Here is a 15,246-nt window from a genome sequence, read left to right as displayed (position 1 = left end):
GGGCGTGCGCCAGGGTGTGCCCGGCGCTCGGGTCGTGGCTGGCGGCGTCGCCGACCCGCACCACGATCCGGCTGCTGCCCGAGCGGTAGGCGATCCCACCGTCGGAGACCTGAAACAGGGCGTTCACCCACGCCTCGGGGGTGTCCCCGCCGCCGCCGGCGGACAGCCCGTTGACCGCGTTCTGCAACGCCGTCGCGTCGTCGGTCAGGTTCTGCCGGACCCGGAACAGCTCCGCGCCGTCGCTCTCGTCCCGGTACGAGGCCACCGCGAACTGCGCGCTCGGCTGCACCGACCGCACATTGTTGATGACCTGCTGAAGGTTGGCCTGCACGTCACCGATGACGGTGCCCATGCTGCCGGTCGTGTCGACCAGCAGGACCACGTCCGGCTTCGGCGGAATCGGCGGGGTGGCGACCACCTTGGCGATGTCGATGCTCGCGCCCGGATCGGCGTCCCGGTCCACCACGGCCGGGTCGACGCCCGGCGCCGCGAGCGCCGGCCCACCCACCACGGTCACCAGGGCCGCCACGGCGGCGGTGAGACCCGCCAACCGACTTCGACCCCGTACTGATGTCACTGCCATCTGTGCTCCTTCGGCTCCACCGCGTCACGACGCGGCCTCTGCCAGGAGACGCTAGGGGTCCGACGGGCCGCCGCCCGTCCGACACAGACCCAGGTCAGGGTCGGGTTGTTGACCCGGCGTGGCGGCTGGACATGCTGTCTGTCACCGCAGTCAGCGTGTACTCGCCGAAGTCGGCGACCCGGCTGAAACCAAGCCCTCGGTAGAGCCGCACCGCGGCGACGTTGTCAGCCCTGACGTTGAGGGCGACGTGGTCGACGTGGGCACGCAGCCGCCCGCACAGCCCGGCGACCACCGCGGCGGCCAGGCCCTGCCCGCGTACCCGGGGATGGGTGGTGACGTTGCCCAGCGCGGCCACCCGGTAGGTGGGCGACCAGACGTGCACCCCGGCCACCGCGACCAGCTCACCCGCCTGCCGGATCCCCACGTACTGGCCGGTGGCGAGCATCCGCGGATCGAACCAGTTGCCCGGATACGCCACCGCGTAGAGCGCGCGCAGGGCCGGCAGGTCGGCCTCACCGAGCACCTCCCCGGCCGGGGTGACCGTGGCCAGCCGCGCCGGATCGGTCAGCGCCATCCGCAGGTGCGCCCCGGCCGGATCGAAGCTGAACCAGCCGCCCAGCACCTCCTCCAGGCCGGGGGACAGGTGCGCGTACAGGCGGGCGGGCAGCATCGGCGCCAGGTCGGCCAGCAGCGCCGCCAGCTCCGGCCGACCGTCCGGCCCGGCGAAGGCGAGCAGCACCGGCGGTGTCACCCCGTGGTAGAGCAGCGCCACCTGGCCACCACGACGGAACCACGACGTGTACGGCCAGAAGAAGTCGTCCAGGTCACCCAGCTGATAGGCGTGCAGCACCGGATCGCGGCGCAGCAGCTCCGCCAGGGCGGCGCGGTCGTGTTCGGCCCGTACCGGCATCGGGTCAGCCACCTCCCGTCACAGCGCTCAACCCGCCCGCCACTGGTCGTAACCGAGCTTCGCCACCAGCGCCAACACCACCACCAGCAGCACGATCCGCACGAACCCGGCGCCCCGGCGCAACGCCATCCGCGCCCCCACCGCCGCCCCGGCGACGTTGCACACCGCCATCGCCGCCCCCAGCAGCCACCACACGTGACCGGTGGCCGCGAACACCACCAGCGCCCCCAGGTTCGTGCCCGCGTTGACCACCTTCGCCATCGCCGAACCGTGCACGAAGTCCGCGCCCACCAGCGCCGTGAACGCCACCACCAGGAAAGTCCCCGTACCCGGGCCGATCAGACCGTCGTACAGGGCGACGCCCACCCCGGCCACCGCCACCGCCGCGACCACCCGCAGCCGGGTCCGCCGCGCCGGCACCGCCACCACCCCCAACCGGGGACGGAACACCACGAACAACGCCACCGACACCAGCACCGCCAGCACCACCGGCCGGTACGCCCCCGCCGGCACCGCCCCCGCCAGCGCCGCCCCGACACCCGCGCAGCACACCGCCAGCCCCGCCGACGGCCCCGCCACCATCCAGTCGATCTTCGTACGGCGGGCGTACGTCACCGCCGCCGTCGACGTACCGAAGATCGCGGCCAGCTTGTTCGTGCCCAACGCCGTCGCCACCGGCACCCCCGGCGCGGCCACCAGCAGCGCCGGCAGCAGCAACAGACCACCACCACCGACCACCGCGTCGACCCAACCGGCCATCGCGGCCGCGGCGAGCAGGGTGGTCAGCGACAGGGGATCCACGGCCGGCCATTCTGCCCACCCGCCCCGACCCGCCGCGCCACCCTGTGGCCGACCTCACCGGCCGGCGACCCCCTCACCGACCGCGCCGACGACGCAGCCACAGCCCCACCGAGGCCACCGCCACGAACACCAGCATCGAACAGAGCAACGCCTTGACCATCGGGCAACTGTGCCACGGCGACGTAGGGTGCAGGAGTGCGCCTGGCGACGTTCAACCTGCTGCACGGCCGCTCCCTGACCGACGGCCTGGTCGACCCCGACCGGCTCACCGCCGCGGTGCAGACCCTCGACGCCGACATCCTCGCCCTGCAGGAAGTCGACCGGGACCAGTCCCGCAGCGGCAACCTCGACCTCACCGCCATCGCCGCCCGCGCCCTCGACGCCCCCGAACACCGCTTCGCCGCCGCCGTCGTCGGCACCCCCGGCGAACAGTTCCGCCCCCTGCGCCACGACGACGACGGCCACGGCGAACCCTGCTACGGCGTCGGCCTGGTCAGCCGACACCCCGTCCGCTCCTGGCAGGTCACCCGGCTGCGCCCCGCCCCGGTACGGTCCCCGATCTACGTCCCCGGCCCCGGCGGCGGCCTCATCCTGCTGCGCGACGAACCCCGCGTCGTGCTCGCCGCGATCCTCGACACCCCGCACGGGCCACTCACCGTCGCCGCCACCCACCTGTCGTTCGTCCCCGGCTGGAACGCCCACCAGCTGCGCCGCGTCGTACGCGCGCTACGCACCCTGCCCGCCCCGCGGATCCTGCTCGGCGACCTCAACCTCCCCGCCGGCGCGGCCCGACTGCTCAGCGGCTGGCGGCCGCTGGGCCGCCGCCCCACCTACCCGGCCGCCGCGCCCCGCGTGCAACTCGACCACATCCTCGCCGACCGGCACGGCCTGGACCGGCTGCCCCCGGTCACCGCCGTCGGCACACCGCTGTCGACGATCTCCGACCACCGGCCCCTCGTCGTCGACCTCGGCTGACCCGGGCGGGCGACCCGACCCCGGCCCGCCCGCCGCCGCGGCCGCCTCAGCCCTGCCCGACGGCCCGCTGCGCCGCCCGCACCGCGTTGCGGAACAACATCGCCACCGTCGTCGGACCCACCCCGCCGACCCGCGGCGTGATCGCCCCCGCCACCTCGGCACACGACTCGTCCACGTCCGGCAGCAGCCGCCGCCCCTCGTAGCGCACCCCACCACCGACGACCACCGCGCCCGGGCGCACATGCTCCGGCCGCACGATCCCCGGCACCCCCGCCGCCGCCACCAGGATCTCCGCCCGCCGCGTGTACCGCGGCCAGTCCGCCACCCCGGTGTGCACCACCGTCACCGCCGCGTTCGCCGTCGGCCGCTTCTGCGCCAGCAGCATCGCCAACGGCCGCCCCAGCGTCGCCCCCCGACCCAGGATCACCACCTCACGACCCGACACCGGCACCCCGTGGTACGCCAGCAACGCCTCGATCCCCGCCGGCGTGCACGGCAACGGCCCCGGCAGACCCAACGCCAACCGGCCCATGTTCACCGGGTGCATACCGTCGACGTCCTTGTCCGGGTCGAGGACGTCCAACGCCCGGTCGTAGTCCAGATGACCGGGGATCGGATGCTGCACCAGCACCCCGTGCACCCCCGCGTCGGCATTGAAATCCGCCAGCACCCGGTGCAGATCCCGCTGCGAGGCCGACGCCGGCAGGTGCACGTGCGGCGACGCGAAACCCAACTCCGCCGCCTGACGCTGCTTGATCCGGATGTACCCGGCGCTCGCGTCGTCGTCACCCACCAGCACCGTCGCCAACGCCGGCGTCACCCCCGCCGCGCGCAACGCCGCCACCTGCTCGGCGACCTCGGTCAGGATCTTCTCCGCCACCGGCTTACCGGGCAGCAGCCGGGCCGTCGCAGTCGTCGGGGAAACAGAAACAGACATGGCTCACCTCGTCCGCGGAGGCCCAGGCGGTCGACCCCCGCGACGAGCTCCCCGATGGTTCACCCATCCCCGTGCCGCCAGTCGCGTCCACCCTCAGCCTGCCACACCGCCAGACCCACCGTCGAACCGCTGAAGAACGCGCCCCGCACACCCGGGTCGGCGCTCATCCGCTCACGCACCCAGTCGACCGCCACCGCCCACGCCGCACCCACCCGCACGCCGGCGATCCTGTCAGGACAGGCACCCGCGCCCCAGCGGCCACTCATCACAACCCGTACAGTCTCGCCGTGATCGAGATCAGCGCCCAGGTTGACCTGTCGCACCCCAGCGACCGGGTCTGGCAGGCATTGACCAATCCGCAGCTGCTCAGCCGCTGGTTCACCGAGACCGAGACGGTCACGCAGGCACCGCAGCGGCTGCTGCTGCACACCGCGGGGCTGCCCGGCTTCCACGCCGCCGTCGACGCCGAGGTGACCGACCAGCGGGCACCCGAGCTGCTCGTCCTGCAGTGCCAGGAAGGCGACCGCCGCACCCAGCTCACCTGCACCATCACCCGCACCACCGAGGGCTGCCGACTGTCCGTGCAGGAAACCATGGAACACGGCACCTGGCCCGCCGAGGACCGCGACCACCGCGAGCGGTACTACCAGCAGACCCTGGCCGGACGGCTCCCCGCCATCCTCGACTGGCTCGCCTTCCAGCAGGTCGACCTGCGCCGCGGCGAGGACCCGCCGACCGCCGAGCTGCCCGCCATCGCCCTGTCCGGCCGCGTACCCGCACCGGCCGACCGCCGACGCCGGCTGGCGATCGTCGCGGCGGTCACCGCGGCGACCCTCACCACCGGCGCGGCCCTCTGGGCCCTGCTGCCCGGCGACGCGGACCAGACCGCCGCACCGGCCCCGCTACCCCCACCACCCACCGCCGGCGCCACCAACGACAGTGCCGCGCCCCGGACCACCCGCAGCGCCCGGCCCTCGTCCGCCGCCGCTCGCAGCACCCCGCGCCCCAGCCGGACCCCCACCGCCACCCCGTCGCGCACAGCCACCTCCGCCGCCCCGAGCGCCGCCACCATGACCGCCCGCTACGAGACCACCGCCACCCGGATCTTCGGCTACACCGGCCAGGTGGTGCTCGACAACCCGGACGGCCCCGCGGCGAAGAGCTGGACCCTCGTCATCACCCTGGCCGAGGGCGGCACCGTCACCAACGCCCAGGGGGGCAACTGGCAGCAGGACGGTCAGGCCGTCACCTTCACCGGCGCACCCGTTCCGGCCGGACAGTCGCAGACCATCACCTTCGACGTCCGCAACCCGGACCCGCGCACCAAGGCACCCGAGGGCTGCACGATCGACGGCACCCCCTGCACCGGCCTGTGACCCGGCGCCCCGGTCAACCCGCGGGATCGAACGACAGCGGCACCAGCCCCGCCAGCGCGCGGTTGGTGCGGTTCGATCGCACCGCCGCCCGCTGCTGACCGGCCGTCACCTCGATGTACGTCTGCGACGACGCCAACGACGCGTGCCCCAGCAACCGCATGATCTCCGCGGCGCTCGCCCCGTCCTCGGCCAACCGCGTCGCGAACGTGTGCCGCAACGCGTGCAGCCGCGCGCCGCGCGGCACCCGGTCACCGATACCCGCCCGCCGATAACAGGAGTCCACCAGGTACTGCAGCCCACCCCGACGCAGCGGCTCACCCCGCCGGTCCACCAGCAACGGCGAATCCGGCCGTACGCTGCGCGACCCGAACCGCCGCACCCGACTGTCCAGGTAGGCCGCCAGCACCCGGTCCAGCTCCGGCTCCACCGGCACCACCCGCGGCCGGCCGCCCTTGCCGGCCACGTCCACCCGCCGCTCGCCGGCCCGCCCGGTCAGCGACGACACCCGCAGCGCCAGCAGCTCCGACAGGCGCAGCCCGGCGCAGAGCGCCAGGGCCAGCACCGCCACGTCCCGCTCCGGCCACGGGTCCCGCTGCCGGCCGTCCTCCCGGGCGACCGAGGCGAGCAACTCCTCCGGGGTGTCCTCGCCCCGCAACGGCTTGGGCTGGGGGAGCGGAGCGCGCGGCCGGCCCACCGCCGGCATCGGATTGCCCGGCACCACCCCCTCGGCCACCAGGAACGTGAAGAAGCTGTTCCAACTGGACCAGGCGCGGTGCACCGAGGACGCCGCCCGGGGAGCGGCGAACCGGGCAAACGCGGCACGCATGACCCGGGGGGAGAGGTCCGAGATCATCACCTGGTCGAGGGGGAGGGGAGTGGCGTCCTCGCCGACCAGGGCGGCGACCGCCCGCAGGTCCCGCCGGTACGCCTCCAGCGTGTGCGGGGAGGGCTTGCGGGTGGCCCGCGCCGTCAGGAACTCCTCGATGAGCCATCCTACCGATTCGTCCCGTTTGTGATGCATAAGGCAAATTATGCAGGTTTTTCGGGTTTCCGGCCAGCCCGCGAGAGAGGGGAGCGGCACAGGCGGAGACCCGCTTTCCGGATCGCCTGTGAGCGGCGGTGCCCGGCGAGCGGTTGACGAGGAATGGCGGGCTGAGGTACAGCGGCGCTGCCCATGACATGGGCGCGAGGTGGCGTCCCAGCCGAACGCCGACGTGGCAGTCGGAAACTGCCACCCGATCATCATTCGCCGCCGGCCCACGACAGCGCCGCCCACCCCTCCCGGAGGAGGCTCCACCCGTGCGACTTGACATAATGTATATTATCGAATGAGGACATACAGGGGCGGTGACCTCGCCGGCGCCGGGTGGAGCTGTCCTGTCATTTCTCATCTGACCTGAGCCATCTCCCGAGCTTTCTCACAGAGTTGAGCCAGCTTGGGCCTCAGTGATCTGGTGCAGTCCCAGGTCCCCGTCGCTTTAGTCACCCCGCCGCAGTTGGTCGACGCGGTGTTCGCTTGGGCTGTCTGCTTGCGTAGTGCCACTTTCTCATCGCCGCGGCCGTGGTCGTGCGGCTGGGCTATCGGCTTCGATTGATGCATTGTAAGAGGCCGGGCCTCTCCCCTGGGCTGCGCTGCAGCGCAGCCCAGGGTGTGGCTGGGGCGGCGCGGCAGGCACCGCCTGTCGGCACATATGTGCGAAGATCGCCCGCATGCGCTATCGATATGAGGACCTGGGAGATCGGGAGTTCCAGCAACTCATCCAGGCTCTGCTGGCGCACTCGTTGGGACCGGGCCTGCGGGCCATGCCGCTGGGCAAGGCAGACGGCGGCCGTGACGCGGTGCACGCCGCGACCGTGTATCAGGTGAAGTTCACCCTGCGCCACGCCGGCGCCGGCGGCGAGGACAGCGCCTGGAACACCCGCGACTTCGACCTGCAGGTGTCGACGGACGGTTCGAGCTGGACGACCGTGGTGCCGGCCCGGGGCAACACCGCCGACGTCAGCAACCACCCGGTGTCGGCGAGCGGCCGGTACGTGCGGCTGAACGTCCCCCAACAAGACCGCGGCATTGGGTGAGAACGTCATCCTGCTCACCAACCTGGCGTGGTCGGCATGGCTGTTCCTCGGGTTCGTGCGTGGCCGCCTGCCCTTCGCCCGCCTGGAACACTGGCAGACCCGTTACGTGATCGTCATGCCGTCTGGGCCTGGACAGTCGTCCTCGCCTTCCCGCTCGTGTTCGACTTCGCCTGAGCCGGATCCGGCCCGCTCATCCTGCCCGGCACAGGGACAGGGTTGAGCGGGCCGTCCGGCGCGTTGGAGAGCACATGGATGATGCCGCGCTCGGGCTTGGGTGGGACTTTTGGCGGATGGCGTCCGCCGTGGCGGCTTCTCGCATCCATCGACCCAGGTCAACCCCGCGACATCCGTTGCCACGCACCATCGCAGGAGGTTGCGCGGGTTAAGGGAATGACGTGTCATTCATTTATGGCCCGTACCGCTGACCCTAACCGCCGGGAGTCCATCCTCGACGCGGCCCACTCGATCTTTGCCCGCAAGGGCTACGCCGCCGCCGGCATCGCCGACGTCGCCGGGGAGTTGGGCATCGCGCACGGCACCGTGTACCGGTACTTCGAGAACAAGCGCGACGTCGCCGCTGCGGTGCTGGACCGGGCGCTCGAGCGAATCGCTGCGGTGGTCATGGCGGAGGACGCGACGGCCACGGAGTCCCTGGCCGAGTACCGGGCACAGGTGGAGCGCCTCGGCCACCGGCTGTACGAGCTGTTCGTCGCCGACGGGGCACTCGGCCGGCTGGTCTTCTACGACCTCGGCGCCGTCGACGACGAACTGCGGGAGCGCTTGCGCGCCGCCCACGAGATGTTCGCCGAGTACACCGCGTCGTACCTCCGAAACGGGGTGGCCAAGGGATTCCTGCGCCCCGACCTGGACGTGGACACGACCGCGCGAGTGATCAACGGCATGATCTTCGAGGGTGCCGCCCAGGTTACGCATACCGATGATCCGCAGCGGCTGCGCGACCGGTGGATTCGTGCCGTCGTCGCGCTGATGTTCGACGGAATCGCCCGTTAGGGAGAGCCCAGGAGGAGCGGCATGGTCCAGGTAGACGTTTTCTGGTCGTACGCGATCGGCGCGGGGTTCGGCACGGCGGCCGCCCGCGCGGCCGTCGCCGAACCGGTCCGCCCGCTGTTGTCCGACCGCCGGTTCACCACGACAGTGCTGTTCCTGTCGTGTGTTTTCGCCCCGAGCGGGCTGTGGCTGGTGTGGCAGTTCACCGGCTGGGAGACCATGCACGCCGCGCCGACGACCGCCGACCTGCCAGCCTGGTTGGTCGCCACCTTCGCGATGACCAACGTGACCCAGGGGATCGTCGGGTACTGCGTGGCCCGGCACCTGTGGCGTAGCGGGCACCGGTACCTCTCGTGGTTGCAGATGCCGTTGGGCTACTTCGCGATGTTCTTTGTGCTGGCGTACGGCTGGGACGGCACCGGGTACCGGCGGTTCTTCGCGCCCACCACGGCAGCATGGCGGGCCGGCGAGTTCGATCCGCTCGGGTTCCTCACCAGCCCGGTGGCGCTCACCCTGTACGGGATGGGCGTGGTCCTGATCCCGACGATGCTGTGGCTGCAAGCGGGGTGGTGGGCCGGCGACGGGCTCGCCCGGGCGCGGGCGGGCGCACTGCTGCTGGTCGTCCCCTTCAGCCTCGGACTCGGTACGGCCGCCGTCGCCACGGTCGCGCTGCGCACCCTCGGCGTGCTGCCTGGACTGCTTGCCTGTGCCGTGCTTGTGGTGACCGTCTTCCATCCGCGAGGGCTCGCTGGGCTGCTGGCACGCGCCTTCCCGCTCACGACCAGGCGGAGTGTTCCGGCGCCGAGCGCCGCCTGAAGAACGCTGCGAGGCTTCCTCGGTGTGGGGCGGCCGTCCGGCCGGACGACCGCCCCGGCCCGGTCAGGGGTAGACGTGCGTACTCGCTGGAGACTGGCCGGATTGGCGTTCGGCGTCGCGCTGTTCGCGACTGGCTGCGGAGGTGGCGACGGACCGTCACTCGCGGGCACCTGGGTCATGGCGGAGAATGGTTCGCGGACGATGACCGTGCGCGACGACGGTTCACTGTCGGCCAGTGTGCGGATCTCATGCACCGGCGCCACCAAGAGTCAGGGCAAACGGGCGTACCGGTTCGAGTTCGACTGCGGCATCACCAAGTACTCGGTGGACGGCACGCTGAGCGCCGACGGCAAGAACCTCACCATGAAGGACCCGAGCACCGATCAGAATGCGGTCTGGAACAGAAAGTAGGGCGCAACGGGGAACTGTGCCGCAGGCAACCAAAGTGGCGGCCAGGGTAGGTGATCTGTTGTCCCCGACTCGTGCGGGCCCTACTGGCCGGGCAAACCGTGCACTGTGCAGCCACCGCCGGTTGGTACCCCGTCGTGAACTGCATCAACGCCTCTGCTGGAACTACATCCGTGGGTTAACGGCGAAGGCTGCGACGGTGCGATTGGCGACCTGCTCGTCGAGGCCGCGCTCAGGCGCCGGTGTGGAGTGTCGGCCGGCATCGGTACCGTCGGCCCATGAGCGCGCGCCCCACTGTCCCCAGTCGAGCGCGAGCCGCCCGCAGGTGCGCCTCTCGCCCTTGAACAGTAGGCCCGCAGCCTGCCCGCAGCCGCGTGAGCCCGGCACGGCAGCGCGAAGCTGCACCCGTTCGTCCTCGTCCGCGATAACACTGGGAATGACGAGCCGCAAATCCGCCATAGTCGCGTAATTGGGCCAGATAGCCCTGAGATTGTTGCGCGCGAAAGACCGCTCGGGGTGCGGGTAGACCATGGTGAGGTCATCGAGGTCGATCACCGCGTTCGCCAAACCGGACTCACGCAGCAGGTCCGCTATGGCACCCGACAGGGTGGACTTTCCCGAGCCCGGCGATCCATGCAGGACGAGCACATCCACGTTGTTCACGAGCGCAGCCACCCGAGCCGGATACCTGCGACTTCGCTGCGGCCTCGGCCTCCGGGTGCACGAGATCGCATGTCGTCGGTTGTCACACGGACGGGTCCCAGGCTACGAGCTGATCGAAGATACGACGGTCGCCTTCGAACTTCAGCGAATCCAGCGGTATGCGGCCGTAGAAGAACAGGACCAGGTCACTGGCCGTGCCCCGGGCGGAGGCGTCGGCCGTGTCGGGGGCCTCGCCGGCAGCGGGCGTGAGGTGGGCGACCTGTGCGCCGTCGTGGGAAAGCCGAAGGCGCCAGGAGTGGCCCTCGGTGGCGTGGTAATCGACGATGGCGGGGTCGTGTGGCCAGGCGACCGTCGTCGCGCAGAGGGTGAACTGGCAGTCGTCGAAACCGTCGAGGGCGACCTCCTCCGATAGCGGCTGCGGGGCACCCACCGTGAGCTGGGCGTCGTAGGTGTGCACCGCGATCTCGGGAACCTGGCGCCGCGCCCATGCACCAGAGGTTTGCGGTGACGGCGAGTCGCCCCACCACGTCCAACAACCGCGGTCCGGGCCGGCCTCACGCAGCGCGTTCGTCAGCTGCTCGACGGACTCGGTCCACCAGGCCAGCAGAGCCTCGCGTTCCCGAGGCGCACCCATGCCGTCCTCCCAAGCCGACTTCTCCGGGGGCGCGTCTGCGGGCCCTGCGGCGACGATGGCGGCTGATTTGCGGCGGCCCATGCCCACGTGTTGCACGAGATCGAACAGCGTCCGCTCGGGATGGGTCGGCACCTGCAGGTCGAGGCTGGGTGCCGCGGCGACCGCAGCGCGGAAGGCGGTCGACCGTTCGTTGATCAGCCGCAGATGATCAGGGAACGTGAGAATTTTGTGCACCCCGGCTTTCTATCACTGTGCTCCGACGACCGGACAGCGCATTTTGCAGCCGACGCGGCGGCCGCCCCGGCACTGATACGTGCCCTTGGATGACGCGTGGGCGCCCCTTCCTCAGATCGGCGATCCTCAGAAGGCAACAGCACCGCTCACGCTGGGGTGCCCGGGTGGCGGATTCTCTGTTGCGGGTGTCCATTCCTCGATGTCGTCGGGCCAGGGCGCGGGGCGGCCGGTGTCGTCCCACAAACCGGTCTCGGCGCCGGTGGCGAGCAGGGCGGCGTTGAGCGCGGCCCGTTCGGCTGGTGGGGGGATGGCCGGGTCGCTCATGGCGTGGGTCAGTCCGCGGCCATGGCCAGGTTCTTCTGGTGAGCGTGGGCGAAGCGGTAGGAGTCAGTGCCGGTCTCGATGATGTTGCCGCCGAAGGTGAGCCGGTCGACGATCGCCGCCCAGAGGCGAGGGTCGGTGAAGGTTTTCGTCCAGCCGGAGAACGACTCGTTGGACGCGAACGCCACCGAGTTGGTCTCCTCGCGTTCAGTCAGTACCTGGAACAGCAACTCGGCGCCGTACGAGTGCAGAGTTCTCACGGTGGATCGGCCGTAAGTGGGCAAGCAGCTCGTCTCGACAGTCGGGCCGTCGCGGCCCAGCCGACCGCTGGCTGGAATCCCGTCCGTGTTGCGGGCTTTCACTGATGCTGCTGGGCAGGATCGGCTAGTAGCAGTTCCCCGGAGGGTGCTTCCGGTATCAAGGCTGCGCCGCTGGCTTGGACGAAGCACCACAAGTTGGCTCAAGATAATGAGAACATGCTTCCGCGCCGATTCTCAAACTCTTGAGCCAGTGCAGCTCAGGTGCTACGCCGCTGGCTCAGGTCAAATGAGACGCGACACGGGTCGAGCTGCCTTCACCGTTCTGGTGCCGAGTGGCGATGCCGACAGAGACCGCAGACCGGCTGCGCCCTGGCAGACGCGAGCGAAGTGGCGCGAGGTAACCGACGACTGGAGCAACGAACGCGCACACCGGTTTCTGACCGCTCGATGCGCAGGAGAGCACCGCTCCCCCTGTCAGGCCGTCGATCGGACGGTGATCACGGTTCTGACGAAAGCCCGGTGCTGCGGAAGGTGCGGCGGTAGGCGTCCGGAGGTACACCGACGGTGCGGTGGAAGTGTCGGCGCAGCGTCGTGGCGGTCCCCATGCCAGCCGCCTCGGCGATGGCGTCGATGCTGTTGTCGCTGTTCTCCAGTAGCTCCTGGGCCCGGCGGATCCGCTGCGTCGACAGCCACTGCAGCGGGGTGGTGCCGGTTACCGACTTGAATTGGCGGGCCAGGTTGCGCGAGCTCATGTTCGCCTGGCGAGCCAGGTCCTCGACGGTCAGCGGACGGTTCAGCCGTTCCATCGCCCAGGGGAACAGGTTGGCGAGGGGATGGTCGTCGCGGGCGGGCACCGGGGTGGTGACGAACTGGGCCTGGCCGCCGGCGCGATGCGGCGGCACGACCAGGCGGCGGGCGACGGCGTTGGCGACCGTCGAGCCGTGGTCGCGGCGGATCAGGTGCAGGCACAGATCGATCGCGGCGGCTTTGCCGGCAGAGGCGAGCACGTTGCCGTTGTCGACGTAAAGCACGTCCGGGTCGACCTTCACCCGGGGATAGCGGGCGGCCAGCGCCTCGGTGTGGGCCCAGTGGGTGGTGGCGCGCAGCCCGTCCAGCACCCCGGCGGCGGCCAGCACGAACGCACCGGTGCACAGCGAGACCAGCCGAGCGCCCGCCTCGTGGGCCGCGCGGACGGCGTCAAGCAGGTCGGGTGGCACGTCCGCGTCGATGTCTTCCACGGCCGGGATGATCACGGTGTCGGCGCGGGCGAGTCGGTCCAACCCGTCGTCGGGTTCCATCTGGAATCGGCCGATCCGGACCGGGCCCGGGCCGCAGACCACGAGGTCGTACCACGGGTCTGCCAGGCCGGAGGGGTCGCGGACGAAGACCTCGCAGGCCATGGCGAGTTCGAAGTGCAGCATCGCGTCGGTGGCGGCGAGTGCGACAGTGGCCATGTCCGAAATTGTATGGGGCATGGCGTTCCAGACACTACTCCGGGGCTGGCCACTGATGGAGGATCTGTCTAGTCGATCTTCCGAGGAGGAACTGCAGATGGGTTCGAGTCAGACCGTGGCGGTGTTCGGGGCGTACGGACACACCGGGCGGTTCGTGGTGACGGAGTTGCGCGATCGCGGGTTCGTCCCGCTTCTCCTCGGTCGCGACGCGGGCAAGCTCGAGGCGCTGGCGGCGTCGCATCCGGGGCTCGAGTACCGGGTGGCGTCGGTCGACGATCCGGCCTCGCTCGACCAGGCTTTGAAGGGCGTGGCGGCGGTCGTCAACTGCGCCGGCCCGTTCGCCTCGACCGCGGGCCCCGTGATCGAGGCCGCCCTGCGCACCGGGGTCCCGTACGTGGATGTGGCGGCCGAGATCGAGGCCAACCTCGACACGTTCACACACTTCACCGACCGCGCTCGGACCGCGGGCGTCGCGGTGGTCCCGGCGATGGCCTTCTTCGGCGGACTGGGCGATCTGCTGGTCACGACGGCGATGGGCGATTGGGTGGCGGCCGACGAGGCGCACGTCGCGTACGGATTGAGCAGCTGGCACCCCACGGCCGGGACCCTCGTCTCCGGCACCGTCTCCCGGGAACGGCGCGCTGGCCAACGTGTCCGCTACACCGGTGGCCGGCTGGAGTACTACATCGACGAGCGGGACCTGCCGACCCTGGATTGGGACTTTCCCGCTCCGGTGGGCCGCCGGAGGGTCCTCGGCGGGTTCACGATGGCCGACGTCGTCACCGTACCCAGTCACCTGTCCATCCCCGAGGTGCGCACGTACATGACCACCGACGCCGCCAGGGACCTGGCCGCTCCGGGCACACCGGCACCGACCGCGGTCGACGAGCTCGGCCGGTCCGCGCAGACGTTCACCGTCGACGTCATCGTGCGCTCCGGCGATACGCAACGACGGGTCGTCGCCAGCGGTCAGGACATCTACGCCATCAGCGCACCGCTGGCGGTCGAAGCGGTCCATCGCATTCTCGGCGGTCAGACGAGGACGAGCGGCGTCGCCTCCGCCGGCGAGATCTTCGACGCGCCCGACTTCCTCCGCGCGCTGTCCGCGCACATCTCGCTCGACCCGGTCCACGAGTCTCGCGCGCCGCAGTTCGCCTGATCGCCGGCCGCAGGTGACAGCCGGACAGTCCCCCGATGTCGGCGTGCCGCACCGTCACGAGCGACAGAGGTTGGCGGGACGCCGGTCGGTGGCTGGGCTGTCCGTCGGGACGGTTACGTCGTGACGTCGGCCCCGACGCCGGCTGGCAGCAGGGCCAGGAGCTGTTGCGTGTGGCCGGGGAGCTCCACGCCGGCGAGCCCGGTGATGAGGTCCCTCAGCGGGAGGTGCTGATCGACCAGGACGGTGCCGTTGGACAGGAGCAGGGTGGGCACCGGGGTGTCGAGTTCGGCCTCGCTCAGCCCGGGCCCGCCGAGTGCGCAGAGGGCGTCCCCTTGGCAGCGGATGCGCTCGCGTAGCCCCGCGTTGCCGCTGGCGAGGGTGATGACGCGCTCGATGGTCCAGGGGTCGAGCGCGATGCGGTTGTCGTACGTCGTGTTCGTTCCCGCCGCGACGGCGGACGCGGCGGCGATGGTGGCGGCGTTGACGAGGGCGACGTGCGCCAGGATCTGATCGGCGTTCCACTCGCCGGCCGGTGGGACGGGGCTCGTACCGCCGGAGCCGGCCACGGTCGCAGCGGCGTCCAGCAGCGCGCGGTACGCGTCCCGGAGCGGCGTGGTGTCCATCGTGTCTC

General features: G+C 71.0%; 18 protein-coding genes and 1 pseudogene. 7 read left to right on the top strand and 12 right to left on the bottom strand.

Annotated features, from left to right (window positions below):
• The 3 genes from KBX37_RS09690 to KBX37_RS09680 form a co-directional block, all read right to left on the bottom strand.
• On the bottom strand, positions 1 to 583 hold a 583-nt coding region (locus KBX37_RS09690), incomplete at its 3' end, for a vWA domain-containing protein (protein ID WP_210775550.1).
• A 94-nt stretch (positions 584 to 677) separates the two neighbouring features.
• Positions 678 to 1,493 carry a GNAT family N-acetyltransferase gene (locus KBX37_RS09685; RefSeq protein ID WP_210775549.1) on the bottom strand — a complete coding sequence of 272 codons (816 nt, stop codon included), beginning with the start codon at positions 1,491 to 1,493 and terminating at the stop codon, positions 678 to 680.
• Between the two features lie 27 nt (positions 1,494 to 1,520).
• Positions 1,521 to 2,294 carry a TSUP family transporter gene (locus tag KBX37_RS09680; RefSeq protein ID WP_307849016.1) on the bottom strand — a complete coding sequence of 258 codons (774 nt, stop codon included), beginning with the start codon at positions 2,292 to 2,294 and terminating at the stop codon, positions 1,521 to 1,523.
• 195 nt (positions 2,295 to 2,489) lie between these two features.
• Here KBX37_RS09680 and KBX37_RS09675 point away from each other — a divergent pair, with 195 nt between their 5' ends.
• On the top strand, positions 2,490 to 3,269 hold the full coding sequence (locus KBX37_RS09675; protein WP_210775548.1) for an endonuclease/exonuclease/phosphatase family protein: 780 nt from the start codon (positions 2,490 to 2,492) through the stop codon (positions 3,267 to 3,269).
• A 46-nt stretch (positions 3,270 to 3,315) separates the two neighbouring features.
• Here the strand turns inward: KBX37_RS09675 and KBX37_RS09670 are convergent, their stop codons facing one another.
• The gene (locus KBX37_RS09670) at positions 3,316 to 4,206 is read right to left on the bottom strand and encodes a bifunctional 5,10-methylenetetrahydrofolate dehydrogenase/5,10-methenyltetrahydrofolate cyclohydrolase (RefSeq protein WP_210775547.1); all 891 of its coding nucleotides are present in this window, start codon (positions 4,204 to 4,206) and stop codon (positions 3,316 to 3,318) included.
• Between the two features lie 59 nt (positions 4,207 to 4,265).
• Positions 4,266 to 4,424: a hypothetical protein gene (locus KBX37_RS09665; RefSeq protein WP_210775560.1), complete on the bottom strand. Its 159-nt coding sequence runs from the start codon at positions 4,422 to 4,424 to the stop codon at positions 4,266 to 4,268.
• Between the two features lie 69 nt (positions 4,425 to 4,493).
• Between KBX37_RS09665 and KBX37_RS09660 the strand changes: the two genes are divergently transcribed.
• Positions 4,494 to 5,582 carry a cellulose binding domain-containing protein gene (locus KBX37_RS09660; RefSeq protein WP_210775546.1) on the top strand — a complete coding sequence of 363 codons (1,089 nt, stop codon included), beginning with the start codon at positions 4,494 to 4,496 and terminating at the stop codon, positions 5,580 to 5,582.
• Positions 5,583 to 5,595: 13 nt separating this feature from the next.
• Here the strand turns inward: KBX37_RS09660 and KBX37_RS09655 are convergent, their stop codons facing one another.
• Positions 5,596 to 6,603: a tyrosine-type recombinase/integrase gene (locus KBX37_RS09655; protein WP_210775545.1), complete on the bottom strand. Its 1,008-nt coding sequence runs from the start codon at positions 6,601 to 6,603 to the stop codon at positions 5,596 to 5,598.
• A 689-nt stretch (positions 6,604 to 7,292) separates the two neighbouring features.
• On the opposite strand from KBX37_RS09655, the gene KBX37_RS09650 reads away from it, so the two are divergent.
• From KBX37_RS09650 to KBX37_RS09635, 4 genes are all read left to right on the top strand, one after another.
• Positions 7,293 to 7,658 carry a discoidin domain-containing protein gene (locus KBX37_RS09650; RefSeq protein WP_210775544.1) on the top strand — a complete coding sequence of 122 codons (366 nt, stop codon included), beginning with the start codon at positions 7,293 to 7,295 and terminating at the stop codon, positions 7,656 to 7,658.
• Between the two features lie 408 nt (positions 7,659 to 8,066).
• The gene (locus KBX37_RS09645) at positions 8,067 to 8,669 is read left to right on the top strand and encodes a TetR/AcrR family transcriptional regulator (protein WP_210775543.1); all 603 of its coding nucleotides are present in this window, start codon (positions 8,067 to 8,069) and stop codon (positions 8,667 to 8,669) included.
• A 21-nt stretch (positions 8,670 to 8,690) separates the two neighbouring features.
• The gene (locus tag KBX37_RS09640; protein ID WP_179804798.1) at positions 8,691 to 9,482 is read left to right on the top strand and encodes a hypothetical protein; all 792 of its coding nucleotides are present in this window, start codon (positions 8,691 to 8,693) and stop codon (positions 9,480 to 9,482) included.
• 102 nt (positions 9,483 to 9,584) lie between these two features.
• Positions 9,585 to 9,893: a hypothetical protein gene (locus KBX37_RS09635; protein ID WP_210775542.1), complete on the top strand. Its 309-nt coding sequence runs from the start codon at positions 9,585 to 9,587 to the stop codon at positions 9,891 to 9,893.
• A 162-nt stretch (positions 9,894 to 10,055) separates the two neighbouring features.
• On the opposite strand, the gene KBX37_RS09630 is transcribed toward KBX37_RS09635, so the two are convergent.
• From KBX37_RS09630 to KBX37_RS09610, 5 genes and pseudogenes are all read right to left on the bottom strand, one after another.
• Entirely contained in the window at positions 10,056 to 10,565 is a 510-nt protein-coding gene (locus KBX37_RS09630) for a hypothetical protein (protein ID WP_210775541.1), read from the bottom strand.
• A gap of 70 nt (positions 10,566 to 10,635) precedes the next feature.
• A complete protein-coding gene (locus tag KBX37_RS09625; RefSeq protein ID WP_210775540.1) occupies positions 10,636 to 11,421 on the bottom strand; it encodes a maleylpyruvate isomerase N-terminal domain-containing protein in 786 nt (261 codons plus the stop codon).
• 126 nt (positions 11,422 to 11,547) lie between these two features.
• Positions 11,548 to 11,745 (bottom strand): hypothetical protein, encoded by a 198-nt coding sequence (locus KBX37_RS09620; RefSeq protein ID WP_210775539.1) that lies wholly within the window; start codon positions 11,743 to 11,745, stop codon positions 11,548 to 11,550.
• An 8-nt stretch (positions 11,746 to 11,753) separates the two neighbouring features.
• Positions 11,754 to 11,981, bottom strand: a pseudogene (locus tag KBX37_RS34340) (ATP-binding protein); the annotation flags it as partial.
• A 518-nt stretch (positions 11,982 to 12,499) separates the two neighbouring features.
• Positions 12,500 to 13,456, bottom strand: a complete 957-nt coding sequence (locus KBX37_RS09610; RefSeq protein ID WP_210775537.1) for a helix-turn-helix domain-containing protein — start codon at positions 13,454 to 13,456, stop codon at positions 12,500 to 12,502.
• On the opposite strand from KBX37_RS09610, the gene KBX37_RS09605 reads away from it, so the two are divergent.
• Positions 13,455 to 14,615 carry a trans-acting enoyl reductase family protein gene (locus KBX37_RS09605; protein WP_247657506.1) on the top strand — a complete coding sequence of 387 codons (1,161 nt, stop codon included), beginning with the start codon at positions 13,455 to 13,457 and terminating at the stop codon, positions 14,613 to 14,615. The genes KBX37_RS09610 and KBX37_RS09605 overlap by 2 nt on opposite strands.
• A gap of 113 nt (positions 14,616 to 14,728) precedes the next feature.
• Here the strand turns inward: KBX37_RS09605 and KBX37_RS09600 are convergent, their stop codons facing one another.
• Complete coding sequence (locus KBX37_RS09600; RefSeq protein WP_210775536.1) at positions 14,729 to 15,238, bottom strand: hypothetical protein; 510 nt, start codon at positions 15,236 to 15,238, stop codon at positions 14,729 to 14,731.
• Positions 15,239 to 15,246: the final 8 nt, after the last annotated feature.

Origin of the sequence: Micromonospora sp. U56 (assembly GCF_018070095.1) — a bacterium.
GTDB classification, from domain to species: Bacteria; Actinomycetota; Actinomycetes; order Mycobacteriales; family Micromonosporaceae; genus Micromonospora; species Micromonospora purpureochromogenes.
The sequence above is the reverse complement of the archived record's forward strand: the minus strand, read 5'-3'. Positions and strand labels throughout refer to the sequence as shown.